We start from the raw sequence: 12989 nt of genomic DNA, 5'->3' as shown, positions 1-12989 counted from the left end.
GGCCCTTCGTCGTTCCGGCCGGCGAGGGTCAGATCCCGGGGAGCGTCAGTCCGTGGCCTCGTGCGGGTACTCGGCGGAGCGGCCCTGGAACGCGAGGATCGCCGGGTTGCGGATGTGTCCGTCCTCGATCTCGATCGCCCGACGGATCGTCTCCGAACCGGCCCAGGCACCGGTACCCGACATCACGGTCCGCAGGAACGGCAGCAGCGCTTCGCTGATCTCCCAGGTCGACGAGTTCCAGAGCAGTGAGGGGCTGTGGTCGACGGCGTAGTAGTTGGTCGTGTCGCCGACGGTGGTCAACGGTTCTGCGAAGGACGTCGGACGTGCCCAGCTGAAGCCCATCCCCTCGTCGATGGAGACGTCGACGATCAGGCTCCCCGGACGGAACGCCGCCAGGTCCTCGGTGTCCAGGAACACGAGGGGTGCGTTCGGGTCCTGGAGCGTGCAGTTCACGACGATGTCGTTCTCGGCCAGGTACGGCGCCAGGGGGACCGGCCCGTCGGGGGTCGTGACCACCAGCTCGGACGGTGCCGCGTCGTCGGGCCCGAAGCGCAGGATGTCGACGGACGGGATGGGCGACCCGACCGCGGCGACGTCCCGGTTCGTCAGGACACGGACGTCGTGGACGCCGTGGGCGTTCAGTGCGGTCACCGCCCCGCGGGCGGTGGCACCGAACCCGAGGACGACCGCGGTGAGCCGACGCCCGTAGTCGCCCGTCGACCCGCAGAGCTGGAGCGCGTGGATCACCGAGCAGTAGCCGGCGAGCTCGTTGTTCTTGTGGAACACGTGCAGGCCGAAGCCACCGTCGTCACGCCAGTGGTTCATCACCTCCCACGCGATCAGTGTCAGGTGCTTGTCCACCGCGAGCTGCGTGAGCTCACGGTCCTGCACGCAGTGCGGCCACCCCCACAGGGTCTGACCGTCCCGCAGGTCCGCGAGGTCGGCCGCCAGGGGCTTGGGCAACAGGACGACATCGGCCGTCGCGATCACCTCTTCGCGATCGGCCATCGCCCCGACGAGGGGTTCGAGCTGCTCGTCGGGGACACCGAAGCGTCGGCCGTACCCGCGCTCCAGCGTCATCGCTGCTCGCAGGTCGGGATCGATGCGCTCGAGGTGCGCGGGGTGGATCGGCAGGCGACGCTCGTCGGCCTTCCGGGAGTCGGCGAGCACCCCGAGGTGGAGCAACTGGTGCGCTGGCGCTGTTTCGGTCATGGTGCACTGTACGGTGCGGCGCGACCACGACGACGCGCGGCGACCGGTCAGGGAGCCGGCGTGTACGGCTGGGCCGCCTCGATGACCTCGGATGCACCGGCGATGCCGAACGACGTGAAGAGCGGTGCCCACAGCGCCTTGAGCTGCGCCACGAGCTCGTCGTCGGTCAGCTGCGTCGAACCGTCCACCATGCCCAGCGTCGTGTTGAGGAGCAGCAGGACGGACGGCTGGACCGCGGCCGCGTCCACGTCCGCCGCCGCGACCCCGGCGCTGACGAGCTCGCCCCGCGTCATCTCGAACCAGTCGAAACCGCGCGGCACCGGCACGCCGGCCTTGCCGAGTTCGTGCAGGAGCCGGACCGCGCCGCCCGCGACCGAGCCCCGGCGGACGTCCATCCCGGTGGTCAGGAGGAACACCGTCAGCCGCTCGATGCCCGGCTGCGCGGGGAGTGCGTCGAAGAGTGCACGCCAGCGCTGCTGCTGCAGCTCGATGACCGCCGTCGCCAGGTCCTTCTTCGACGGGAACAGGTGGTACCCGATCGCCGACTTCGGCTTCCCCATCGCCTCAGCGACGCGGGAGAACGTTGTCGCCTCGTAGCCGAAGGCGGCGAACTGCTGCCCCGCGGCATCGATGATGGCTCGTCGAGAGGCCTCCATGGCGAGCTGCCGCTGGTTCATCTGGCGCGGTGTCCTTCCTCGCCCGGAGCTGAGCGATCAGTGAACACCACATCCTAGGGCCGCTCATGATGACGGCCCGTCCCCTGCCCGCGTCAGGCGGCGCAGAACGTGTGCCAGGCCACGTCGATCCCCTTCCGGTGCAGCGAGTCGAGTCCGACGTCGAGGTGCTTCCGCTCCGCGTCCACCAGGTGTGTGCACCGGTGGTCCTGGGCGACGGTCTGGGCCTGGCCGAGCGCGGTCACCAGGTCCGTGTCGATGGCGTCGAGCTGGGGGCGGATGGTCGTCAGATCCGGGGCTGTCGTGGGTGCGGTCCACGGGTTGTGCGTCCAGTGGTTGATGAGGCCGCGCTGGACGACCTTGCTCGCCGAGATCTGCGCGCGGATCACCCGGGTCACCAGGACGGGGTCGACGCCCTGCTGCTCTGCCAGGGTCACCGCTTCGTCGACGACGGCCTGTTCGCGCACCGGATCGGCGACCGGCTTGCCGCTGAGCCACTTCGATTCCGCCACCGGGTCGGCGAGCTCGAGCCGTCGGAGGATGAGCGTGCCGATGGTGTCGAGCTCCGCCGTCGACGCCGCGGGACGGGAACCGTCGTGGGAGATGGTCATCGTGGAACCCGTCGGTTCGGCGGACGTGGGCAGTGGATCGGCGTTCGCCGCCGAGGTCGGCAGGGCGATGCCCGCCGCGAGCAGCCCGAAGGCCAGGGCCGTCGCGGCGGTCCGGCGGGTGCGGTGCCGGACGGTGGTCGGGGTGGTGTGGTGTGCGGTGTTCACGGGGTTTCCTTCCCGGACCGGCGCCGGACGCGTCGGGTCAGATCGTCGATGATCGGTTTGATGACCTCGTCGTAGAACGGGTAGACGCCGAAGTGGTCGGCGCCCTCGTCGCAGTAGCAGTCCATCGAGATCGCCTCCTCGAAGTTCGAGAAGACGTACGTGGCGCGGTGCGGGAACGCGGCCTGCGGCTCGTCGTCACGCGGGATCGTGGTGGTCACGGCGGTGCTCGATCCGTCCCAGCGGCCGGTCAGCCGGCCAGCCGAGCTGCGGGGACGCCCGGGTCGCGCCCGGAGTCCACCACGGCGTCGATCTCGGTGGACCCGTTGCCCGATCCGACCGTGCGGTTCTGGATCTGGTTGAGCGACCAGTTGCCCGGCAGGGGTTCGAGCTGGTTGCCCGCCCATGCCGGCGACATCCCGGCGACGAACGAGAAGTGCGCGAGTCCGGCGCTGCTCACCGCGGTGCACGTGGCGCGGGACCCGTAGACGCCCGCCTTGTACAGGTTGCCCCGGTCCCGCAGGCCGGCGGCGACGCCACGGAAGTACGGGATCACGAGTGACTCGTCCTGCGCCGAGGTCGAGTCGAAGTCGGCGGCGAAGTAGACGGTGGTCTGCTTCGGGATCCCGAGCTTCCGGGCCGCGTCGTGGGCACGGTGGGCGTCGCGGACACCCTGCTCCTCCGTGAACCACGAGGCAGCGAACCCGCCCTCCTCGAAGATCGGCCACAGCCCGAGCCCGGCGCTCGCCATCACGCGGAGTTCGTCGGGGGTCAGGGCCTTGTCGAGCGCCCCGGAACGCTGGTGGTTCGTGAGGTACCGGCCGACGCTGGTGGCACCGGACGCCCGGACGGCTGCCGCGCGGGCGTCGTCGAGGCGCACCGCGGTGTCGGCACCGGTCGTGGCGCGGTCCGGGTCACCCGTGCTCGCCGCCAGTGCTGCCCACGTGCCCGCGTCGCAGGTCCCGGTCTGCTCGGCGGGCGGGAACGCCTGGAACTGCTGGAACGCACGGACCACTGCGGCGTCCGCCGCCGAGTAGGCGCTGCTGAACACGACGCGCTCGCCGTTCAGCACCAGGAGCGCCTTGACGAGCAGCACCCAAGTGCCGGTGGACCCGACCCCGACGACGCTCGGCCCCGCGGCACGGAGCGCAGCAGCCGTCCCCGGTCCCCAGGCGCCGTCGACCGTGACGCCCACCGCGACCTGCACCGCGCGGATCGCCGCCGAGTACGTGCTGGTGTCGACGACTCCGCTCGTGCTGCCGTACGCGCCGCCGGTCGCCTCGGCGTAGGTGCGGTTGAGGTACTGCTGGACGGCACGGACCGCTCGGGACCCGCCGGAGGCGAGCTTGACCGGGTCGACGGTCAGGAGCGCGCCGAACAGGTGGGGTGACAGCGGCAGCCCGCCGGGCTCGGCACCCAGGTCGGACCGGAGCGCCTGCACGGCCGCGACGGTGGCCGCGTCGTACTCACCCGTGAGTGAGACGGTCGAGGCGCCCTTGCAGACGAGCCCGGCCTGGACGAGCCGGCGCCAGGTCGCGGCGTCGGCGCCCGTCTCGGCACCCACGTCGCCGTGCTGTTCGAGCTTCCGCCGTGTCGTCGGCCCGAACGTCGCGACGACGGGGGAGATGCCGAGCAGCGACTGGGTGGCCTGCACGATCCCGAGCACGGTACCGCTGCCGGTCAGTCCGTCCTCGTCCACGTGCACCCACCCGTGCAGATGCCCGAAGGTCGTGTTGAGCCAGCGCTGCACGGCGAGCACGCCCGAGTCGGCGGAGCCGGAGGAACCGCTGGTGCCGGTGGTGCCGGAGGAGCCGGCCGAGCCGGAGGGAGTGGCCGCGTCGGCCGGGGCCGCGAGTGCGGTCGTGACGAGCGGGACGGTGGCGGTGATGCCGATGAGCGCAGTTCGGCGGGAGATGTGCACGGAGGTGCCCCTTCAGTTGCCTCGAGCGTCCGCTGGCCATCGATCGCGTTGTGCGATGCTGACGGCCGCGGCATGGTCCGAGCAACTTCGTCCCTCAACTTGGGACGGTCCTGCAATTCGGCAGACGATCGTCTGATGAAGCGCTCAGTCCACGACGCCCGGTGCGACCACGAGCAGCCGCGTCCACGCCGTGCAGCCGTCGATCCGGGCCGTCACGAACACCGGCTCACACCCCGCCGGCGCGGAGCCACGCGAGTACCGCGAGCACCCGGCGATGGGCGTCCGGCGTGGGTTCGAGGTCCAGCTTCGCGAAGATCGAACCGATGTGCTTCTCGACCGATGCGACCGCGAGACGGAGCCGGTCCGCGATCGCCTGGTTCGTCTGCCCCTCCGCGATGAGTCGGAGCACGTCCCGTTCGCGCGGTGTGAGCCGCTCGATGGGGTCGGTCCGCCGTGTGAACAGCCGCTGGACGATCTGCGGGTCCAGGACGAGGCCGCCGCGTGCGACGCGTGCGACGTCGTCGCGCAGGTCGTCGATCGACGAGATGCGGTCCTTCAGGAGGTACCCGACGTGGTGCTCCCCGGTGGCGAGGAGTTCTCTGGCGTAGTCGAGCTCGGCGTACTGGCTGAGCAGCAACACGGCCACCCCGGGGTGTTCCGTGCGGATCCGCACGGCCGCCCGCACCCCCTCGTCGCGGAACGTCGGCGGCATCCGGACGTCGAGGACGGCGACGTCCGGCCGGGTGGAGGTCAGGTCGTCGAGCAGGGAAGCCGCGTCGCCGTACGCACCGACGACGGTGGACCCGGCTTCCTCGAGCAGGCGGGCGGTGCCCTCGCGGAGCAGCACCGAGTCCTCGGCGAGGACCACGCGCAACGCTCCGGCGGGCGCGTGTCGATCGGTGGTCACGACGCCAGCGTACGGGCTTCCCGGTCCTGCTCGTCGGCGGGGACGGGGATGCTGACGTGCACCCGTGTGGGGCCGCCCGACGGGCTCGTGATCGTCAGGATGCCCTGCAGCCCCTGGACTCGGTCGCGGAGGCCGGCGAGCCCGTGTCCGTCGTCGAGCCGCGCCCCACCGCGGCCGTCGTCGCAGACCTCGAGTTCGAGGACCCCGTCCCCGGCGGCCACCGCGCGGACCCGCACCGACGTGGCATCCGCGTGCTTCGCGACGTTCGCGAGCAGTTCGGACAGGATCGCGTAGGCACTCCGCTCGACCGCTGTGAGTCCGGGCCCGGCATCGTCGAGTCGGGTCTCGACGGTTGCCGGCACGAGGCTGTCGCCGGCCAGGGCGTGGACCGCCGCGGCGAGACCACGGTCCTGCAGGATGGGCGGTGCCAGTCCACGGGAGAGATTGCGGATGGTCTCGAGCACGGTCTTCGAGCGGTGCAGGGACTCCTCCACCAACAGCTCCGCGGCGCGGACGTCCGTGGGGAGGCGCCGGAGGGCGATGGCGAGGTCGTACTGCAGTCGGAGGAGCTGCTGCTGCGGGCCGTCGTGGATGTCGCGTTCGAGCCGCCGCAGGGACGCGTCCTCGGCGAGGAGCGCGGCTCGGCGGCCGGCTTCGGCACGCTGCGCCCCCTGCAGGAGTCGGGCGTTCTGCTGTTCGCCGAGCAGGAGCCGGGCGAGCAGCAGGTGCGGGACGGTGAGCAGGCGCGCGACCCGGGGGAACACCGCGGCGAGGACGAGACCGGCGACGACCATGACGACGGGGCGGAGGACCTGACCACTCCAGTGGCCGGTCTCGCCCACCAACGCTGCCGTCCGGGCGAGCCAGACGTCGTCCGCCGGGGTCACCGCCCAGCTCCACGCCGGGTACGTGACGGCTCCCAGGGCGGTCGCTCCCCAGGACACCAGCGCGACCCAGGTCGCGACCGACACGGGGAAACTGGCCACGGCGTGCGCGGTGTGCGCCCAGTACCGGGTGTCGCCGAGCGGTGCCCAGAACCGCGGGCCGGACGGGTTCCCGCCGGCTCGCTGCGGCCAGGCGGTGTGCAGCTGCCAGTCCGCGGATGCCGGGAGCGACCCGATCGGAGCGGCCCGCCGACGTGCGTGCGTGCCGAGCACCCGGCCGAGGCGGAGCGTCAGCACGAGGACCGGCAGCCCGACCCAGACGACGCTCAGTCCGAGCCCGAGGCACAGCAGCGGGACGACGAGGACGAACCCGACGAGGTCCGTCGGCAACGCCGTCAGGAGGTACCAGGCCCGTCTCGGGGTCCTGCGCCGTTCGTCGGCGTCCCGCCGCTGTCGATCGTTCACGGTCTCATCCTCGCGCCATGACGAGCGCCGCGGGGCGCTCGGTCGTCGCCGCGAACGCCGCGAGCAACCCGGCGACACCGGTCAGTACGAGGCCGCCGATCACGACCGGCACCACGAGCGACCAGGGGACGTGCAGGACCGCGTGCCCCGTGCCGTGGGTCGTGCCCAGCAGGACGGCGGACACCGTCGCGGCGGTCGCCACCACCGCCAGTCCCACTGCTGCTCCCGCGACCAGGAGCGTCTCGAGTGTCGCGGCCGTGAGGACCTGCCCGCGGGTCATCCCACTGGCGCGTGCGACCGCGAACTCGTGCCGTCGCCCGGAAGCCGCCATCGCCACGGCGTTGAGCACGCCGATCACCGCGTACAGCGCACCGACGGCCATGACGACGACCATCACCCGGGCGTTCTGGTCCTGCCCGGCTGCGCCTGCCTGGTTGACCCAGGTGCGCAGGTCGGTGACGGTCCCCAGCTGTGCGAGCGCGGCCGCGACGGCGCGCGGGTCGTCGCCGGGGTGCACCGAGACGAACGTGGTCGCCGGGCTCCCGGCCAGGATCTCGGCCGGCACGAGGGTGCGGGGAACCACGATGCCGACCTGACCGGCGCTGTCCGCGGGCACCGGCGTGCGGAACCGGACCGAGCCGAGGTCCTCGTCACCGATGCTGACGGTCCCGGCGGCCCCGAGCCCGAGGCCGACAGCACCCGGGCCGGGTGCGACGGTGTCGGCGCCGTGCAGGGCCCGCATCGCCCCCCGGGCGTTCGGGTGCGCCCCTGCGAAGGCGTCGGGATCGACCACGAGCGCCTCGGTCGTCACCGGGAGCGCTGTCCCCGCGAGTTCCTCCGGCATCCCCGCCACGGACGAGCCGGACGGCTGGACCCGGACGGGCACGATCCACTCGGTGGACGCGTTCGCCACACCGTCCAGTGTCGAGGGGTCGGCGGCGAGCGGACCGGTGCTCTGCAGCACCAGGTCGGCGTGCGTCCCGCGGGCGACCTGTGCGGTCGCTGCGTCGGCGAACGACAGCATGGCGATCGGCTGGCTCAGCACGAGCGCGAGCAGCACGACGAGCGGCGCCGCCGTGGAGGCCGACCGGGTCCGGGCGTCGCGGAGGTTCGCTGCGGCCAGGACCCCCACCACCGCACGGGGGCGCGGCAGCACGGCTGCTGCCAGCGGTACGAGCGCGGGAGCCGCGGCGGTGACCGCGAGGGCGGCCGTGATGCCCGCCGACATCGCCATGGCCTGTGCCCCGGCGAGCCCGCCCGCAGGCGCCAGGGCCACGAGGGCGACGGTCGCGGCGGCGAGCCCGGCGCCGGTGATCCACCGGGCGCGGGTCATCGGACGCGCCGCGGTGCCGACGGCCCGGATCGCGTCGAGTGGGTCGATCCGGGCTGCGCGTCGTGCAGCGACCCCCACACCGGCGGAGGCGAGGCCGATCCCGACCGCGAGGGAGGCAGGAACCGCCCACCCCTGCCAGACCGGGGCGAACCCGTGGTCGACGAAGCCGGCGTCGACGAGCATCCGGGTCTGCAGGTGCAGCAGGGCGACGCCTGCCGGGATCCCGAGGACGGCGCCGACCAGGCCGAGGACCAGTGCTTCACCGTGCAGCATGCGCCGAACCTGACCGACGTCGGCCCCGACGATGCGCAGGAGCGCGAGGTCCCGGCGGCGTTCGGTGACCGAGAACGCGAACGTCGAGGCGATGATGAAGACCGCGAGGAACGCGGCGAAGCCGAGGGTGACCGACACGACGGTCACGGCGACGATCCGGTTGCCCTCGAAGGAGGCCGTGGCGAGCGCGTCCGCGCCGTCCGCCGGCCCGGTGCCGAGGACGGAGAGCAGCAGCAGGAGGGACGCCTGCACGAGCCCGACGCCGAGTGCGACCGTCGCGATCGCCCCGGAGTACGTCGGCCAGCGGTCAGCGAACCCGCGGAGGGCCACCCGCCTCATCGGGCCGTCTCCATGGCGACGAGGCGGTTGGCGATGGTCGCCGCGTCGGCCCCGACCAGCGAGTCGACGAGCCGGCCGTCGCGCAGGAACACGGTGGTGTCGGCCGCTGCGGCGGCAGCCGGGTCGTGGGTGACCATGAGGATGCTCTGTCCGGCATCGGTCATCTCGCGCATCATGGCGAGGATCACGCGTGCCGCGTGCGAGTCCAGTGCCCCGGTGGGCTCGTCGGCGAAGAGCACCTCGGGAGCGGTGATCACGGCGCGGGCGATGGCGACGCGCTGCTGCTGCCCTCCGGAGAGTTCGCGTGGCCGATGGCGCGCACGGTCGCCGAGGCCGACGCGGTCGAGCGCGGCGCGGATCATCGCGCGTGAGGGGTGCGCGCCGGCGAGTTCGAGCGGCAACGCGACGTTCTGCTCGGCGGTGAGGGACGCGATCAGGTTGAAGGTCTGGAACACGAACCCGATCCGGTTGCGCCGCAACTCGGTCCGTTCCCGGTCGGTCGCCTCGGTGATGTCGGCGCCCCCGAGGACCACGCGACCCGTGTCTGCCTGGTCGAGCCCGGCTGCGATCTGCAGGAGCGTCGACTTGCCGGACCCGGACGGTCCCATGATCGCCGTCCAGGTGCCCACCGGGAGCCGCAGTGTGACGTCCTGCAGCGCCGTGATGCTGGCGTCGCCGGTCCCGTGCGTCCGACCGACACCCTGCAGGGCGAGGGCGGTGTCGGTCGTGACGAGGGGGTGGTTCGCGATGGCTGATGTCATGCATCGATCCCATCGGTCAGGACCTCCCGCGAACAGCGTGCCGCCCGGAGGCACGACCCCCTGGACAGCCAGGGGGTCGGGGCCCGGGGCCTCAGCGGTCGAACGCCGCCAACCGCCCCTGCAGCGCCCGCTCCAGGAACGGCTCGAGCGACGAGGCCCACGTCGCCGTGATGTGTGTGCTGTCCCGGTAGACCAGGACGCCCCCGACGACCGCCGGGCACGTGGTCTCGGTGCAGTAGTAGCGGCTCAGGTCGATCGACGCTGCCTTGCCGCCGGCTGCCCGGAACGCGGCGACGGCCTCGACCGACGAGTCCGTGGTGCCGAGTGCTTCGGAGCGCGACCGGTCGCAGGCGTCCGTCGTCGGCCCGGACATCGTGCTCAGGCAGGCGACGACGTCCGGCCGGGGCACCGGGTTGTCGCGGACGGCGATGACGGGCAGCTCGTCGCCGGCCGCCTGCTGCCACGCGTCGACCAGGCCGTTGCGGGTGGCCGTGTCGCGGGCCGGTCCGGGCGGCAGGCTGACCGGCATCTGCGTGGTGGAGTGGGTGACGACCAGGGCGTCGGCGTCGCGGTGCTCGCGGACGTAGTCGATGGCGGCGTGCTTCCACGAGTTGCAGCCCCGCATCGACGAGGGGCTCAGCGAGTCCTGCTGTGCGGTGGTGAGGTAACAGCCGCCGGCGCCGGCCAGGTCGATCCGCCAGCCGTTGTCGTCGGCGATCTTCTCGTACGCACCGATCAGTGCGTTGCTGTGCGAGTCGCCGATGACGATGAGGTGCTTCGACCAGCCGCTCGCCTTGCCGAGGACGCAGGGCCGGAACGTGCCGCTCCAGCACTCCGCGCGGTTGTCGTCGTCGTCCTTGGCCACGGCCGGAGCGGGCACACGGACGTCGGCGAGTTCGGGGTCGACACAGGGGTCGGCGAAGCCGATGCGCGCGGCGGCACCGAAGCAGGACTCGTCGTCGTCCTCCTGCTCGGCGGTGACCTGCTTCGTGACCGTGGTCGCGTTGACCTCCTGCACGTAGACGGCCGTCAGGGTGGCGGCCCCGAGCGTCACGACGGTGAAGCTGCAGATGACGGCGAGCGAGACGACGCCCCGGGGCTGCAGGTCCCGCAGCCACGTCGAGAACCGGACCGGTTCCTCGAACCAGATCGTCGTCACGGTGGCCAGACCGATCGCGACGAGCAGCACCGCCGAGCTCGTCGCCCAGTCGAGCGGACGGCCCAGCATGATCGGCAGGATGACGACGAGCGGCCAGTGCCAGAGGTAGAGCGCGTACGAGATCCGTCCGAAGAAGGCCACGGGCCGGAGTGCCCCGACATCCTCGAACTCGGTCCCCGCGCCGAACAGCAGCACGAGTGCCGCACCGGCGACCGGCAGCAGCGCCGCGATCCCGGGGAACGCCGTCTCCGGGGTGATCACGACGAGGGACAGTGCGAGGGCCACGACGCCGATGCCGGTGGCGACCAGGCGGACCCGTCGGGCGACCTCGGTGCGGACCTCGGGCAGGTGCACGGTGGCGACGAGACCGCCGAGTGCGAACTCCCACGCGCGGGTGCCGGTGGAGAAGTAGGCGACGCCGGGGTCGGTGGCGGTCTGCACGATGCTCCACACGAGGGACAGCACGACGACGCTGCCGAGCAGCAGCCGCGCGGTCACCAGCGGCGTGAACCGACGGCGTGCGAGCGCCCCGACGCCGAGCAGCAGGAGCGGCAGGAGGATGTAGAACTGCTCCTCGACCGACAGCGACCAGAAGTGCTGGAACGGTGAGGGGGCGTCGGCCGACGCCAGGTAGTCGACGGCGTTCGCCGCGAGCTCCCAGTTCTGCAGGTACACCGTCGAGGCGATCAGCTCACGCCCGTACTGTCCCCACAGCGCGCTCGGCACGGCGACGAGCACCGCGATGCCCGTGACGACGATGGTGAGGAACGCGGCCGGCAGCAGGCGTTTGGCCCGGCGCGACCAGAACCGTCCGAGCCGGATCGTGCCCGTCGCGAGCTGTTCCCGCAGCAGCAGCCCGGTGATCAGGAAGCCGGAGATCACGAAGAAGACGTCGACGCCGACGAACCCGCCGTGCAGGGCGCCCGGCCACAGGTGGTAGACGACGACCGCGAGGACGGCGAACGCGCGGAGGCCCTGGATGTCCCACCGCGTGGTGTCGCGCGCTCGGTGCGCGGGGCCCCGCTCGCCCGGCGTTGCTGTACTCACTGCGTCGATCCTAGGAGACGTGGACGGCTCCGCCGGGCGTTCTCGACGCGGACGCTACGATCCTTCTCGAGAGGGGGGCCGATGGATCTGCGCTGGTTGACCGCGTCCGACGACGAGTTCGCGGCGGAGGCGGCGCGACGACCGCGGATGCGCCGCCCGCGACCGGCCCCGTGGTGGTGGAACGCGCTGCTCCTGGCGATCGAGGTCCCGCTCGCGTGGCTCGCGTCCGCGCTCGTGATCTGGGGCACCGGGCTCGTCCACAACGGCGCGGGTGTCGGTGACGTCGTCCGCTGGGCGGCCTGGTTCGTGGCGCTCGTCGCCGGTGTGGTCGGGCTCGTCGTGCTCCTGGTCCGGGGCGAACGACCTCGGACCCTGCGTCCGGACGAGGCCCGGGCAGTGCTGACGGGTGACGCCAGTGGGTACCCGGCGCGCCCGGTCCGTCCGAAGCCGCTCGACTCGACGATCACCCCGCGCTACTCCGGCATCCGCGTCCACCCCCGGTTCGGCACCGAACCCGTGCACGTCGACGGCGTCTCGGACGTCGAGTTCGGCTGCGTCCTGCGGCGCTGGATGGTCTCGCGGGACTGGACGTACCTGACCGTCCGGCTGCCCGGCACGTTGCCGCACCTGCTCCTCGACGCCACGGCGAACGATGGTCGTCGCAGCGACCTGCCGGTGGTGCTCCGCCACCGGCAGCGGATGTCCCTGGAAGGCGACTTCGACCGGCACTTCCGGGTGTGGGCGCCGGAGGACTACGGCCAGGACGCGCTGTACGTCCTCACCCCTGACGTGATGGCGGCGCTCGTCGACCACGCGGCCGGCTGGAACGTCGAGATGGTCGACGACCGGCTGGTCTTCTCGGCGCCGGGGACCGCGGACTGGTCGCGCCCTGCGCCGTGGGTGCAGGTCGAGGCAGTCCTGGGCGAGGTCGTGCCCCGTGTCGTCCGCGCCGCCGCCCGGTACCAGGACGACCGCTCGCTGCTCGAGGACGGGCACGCCGACGCGATCGCCGCCGCGGGGCGTCGCCTGGTGCTCCGCGACCGGCGGAAGAGCCGTCTGCGGGCGACGTGGGCGGGAGCCGTGTGGATGGGCGTCGTCTGCGTGTCCTACAGCGGACCGTTGGCCGTCGCGGTGGTCGGGTCGATGTCGGTCCTCGACCGCTGACCGTCGGCGCCCGCCTGCGACGTGGCCCCGGTACGGACGGGAGGCCCGTGGCGGTGTCGCCACGGGCCTCCCGTCTG

At 72.4% G+C, this 12989-nt stretch carries 11 protein-coding genes; 1 reads left to right on the top strand and 10 read right to left on the bottom strand.

Annotation, left to right across the window (positions count from 1 at the left end; genetic code table 11):
• Nucleotides 1-45 precede the first annotated feature (45 nt).
• The 10 genes from DEJ29_RS13910 to DEJ29_RS13865 form a co-directional block, all read right to left on the bottom strand.
• Nucleotides 46-1212, bottom strand: coding sequence for a N(5)-(carboxyethyl)ornithine synthase (locus tag DEJ29_RS13910; RefSeq protein ID WP_111095753.1), 1167 nt, complete (start codon nucleotides 1210-1212; stop codon nucleotides 46-48).
• A gap of 47 nt (nucleotides 1213-1259) precedes the next feature.
• Entirely contained in the window at nucleotides 1260-1889 is a 630-nt protein-coding gene (locus tag DEJ29_RS13905) for a TetR/AcrR family transcriptional regulator (protein WP_111095752.1), read from the bottom strand.
• 92 nt (nucleotides 1890-1981) lie between these two features.
• Entirely contained in the window at nucleotides 1982-2662 is a 681-nt protein-coding gene (gene aroQ / locus DEJ29_RS13900) for a gamma subclass chorismate mutase AroQ (protein ID WP_258376010.1), read from the bottom strand.
• A complete protein-coding gene (locus tag DEJ29_RS13895; protein ID WP_111095751.1) occupies nucleotides 2659-2880 on the bottom strand; it encodes a hypothetical protein in 222 nt (73 codons plus the stop codon). The genes aroQ and DEJ29_RS13895 overlap by 4 nt, the downstream gene beginning before the upstream one ends.
• Nucleotides 2881-2909: 29 nt before the next feature.
• Nucleotides 2910-4580: a glycoside hydrolase domain-containing protein gene (locus DEJ29_RS13890; protein WP_181438266.1), complete on the bottom strand. Its 1671-nt coding sequence runs from the start codon at nucleotides 4578-4580 to the stop codon at nucleotides 2910-2912.
• Between the two features lie 226 nt (nucleotides 4581-4806).
• A complete protein-coding gene (locus tag DEJ29_RS13885; protein WP_258370895.1) occupies nucleotides 4807-5487 on the bottom strand; it encodes a response regulator transcription factor in 681 nt (226 codons plus the stop codon).
• Nucleotides 5484-6836: a sensor histidine kinase gene (locus DEJ29_RS13880; protein ID WP_181422743.1), complete on the bottom strand. Its 1353-nt coding sequence runs from the start codon at nucleotides 6834-6836 to the stop codon at nucleotides 5484-5486. Before DEJ29_RS13880 ends, DEJ29_RS13885 begins: the two co-directional genes overlap by 4 nt.
• A 4-nt stretch (nucleotides 6837-6840) precedes the next feature.
• Nucleotides 6841-8781, bottom strand: a complete 1941-nt coding sequence (locus DEJ29_RS13875; RefSeq protein ID WP_146248395.1) for an ABC transporter permease — start codon at nucleotides 8779-8781, stop codon at nucleotides 6841-6843.
• The gene (locus DEJ29_RS13870; RefSeq protein WP_111095747.1) at nucleotides 8778-9542 is read right to left on the bottom strand and encodes an ABC transporter ATP-binding protein; all 765 of its coding nucleotides are present in this window, start codon (nucleotides 9540-9542) and stop codon (nucleotides 8778-8780) included. The genes DEJ29_RS13875 and DEJ29_RS13870 overlap by 4 nt, the downstream gene beginning before the upstream one ends.
• Nucleotides 9543-9633: 91 nt before the next feature.
• Nucleotides 9634-11748, bottom strand: a complete 2115-nt coding sequence (locus DEJ29_RS13865) for an acyltransferase family protein (RefSeq protein ID WP_111095746.1) — start codon at nucleotides 11746-11748, stop codon at nucleotides 9634-9636.
• A gap of 81 nt (nucleotides 11749-11829) precedes the next feature.
• On the opposite strand from DEJ29_RS13865, the gene DEJ29_RS13860 reads away from it, so the two are divergent.
• Entirely contained in the window at nucleotides 11830-12912 is a 1083-nt protein-coding gene (locus DEJ29_RS13860; protein WP_111095745.1) for a hypothetical protein, read from the top strand.
• Nucleotides 12913-12989: the final 77 nt, after the last annotated feature.

It is taken from the genome of Curtobacterium sp. MCPF17_021 (assembly GCF_003234605.2).
GTDB classification, from domain to species: Bacteria; Actinomycetota; Actinomycetes; order Actinomycetales; family Microbacteriaceae; genus Curtobacterium; species Curtobacterium flaccumfaciens.
The sequence above is the reverse complement of the archived record's forward strand: the minus strand, read 5'-3'. Positions and strand labels throughout refer to the sequence as shown.

Bases quoted from the DNA above. Each gene is read 5' to 3' on its own strand.
- DEJ29_RS13910 (WP_111095753.1), bottom strand. From the start codon at position 1,212: ATGACCGAAACAGCGCCAGCGCACCAGTTGCTCCACCTCGGGGTGCTC.
- DEJ29_RS13905 (WP_111095752.1), bottom strand. From the start codon at position 1,889: ATGAACCAGCGGCAGCTCGCCATGGAGGCCTCTCGACGAGCCATCATC.
- DEJ29_RS13875 (WP_146248395.1), bottom strand. From the start codon at position 8,781: ATGAGGCGGGTGGCCCTCCGCGGGTTCGCTGACCGCTGGCCGACGTAC.
- DEJ29_RS13870 (WP_111095747.1), bottom strand. From the start codon at position 9,542: ATGACATCAGCCATCGCGAACCACCCCCTCGTCACGACCGACACCGCC.
- DEJ29_RS13860 (WP_111095745.1), top strand. From the start codon at position 11,830: ATGGATCTGCGCTGGTTGACCGCGTCCGACGACGAGTTCGCGGCGGAG.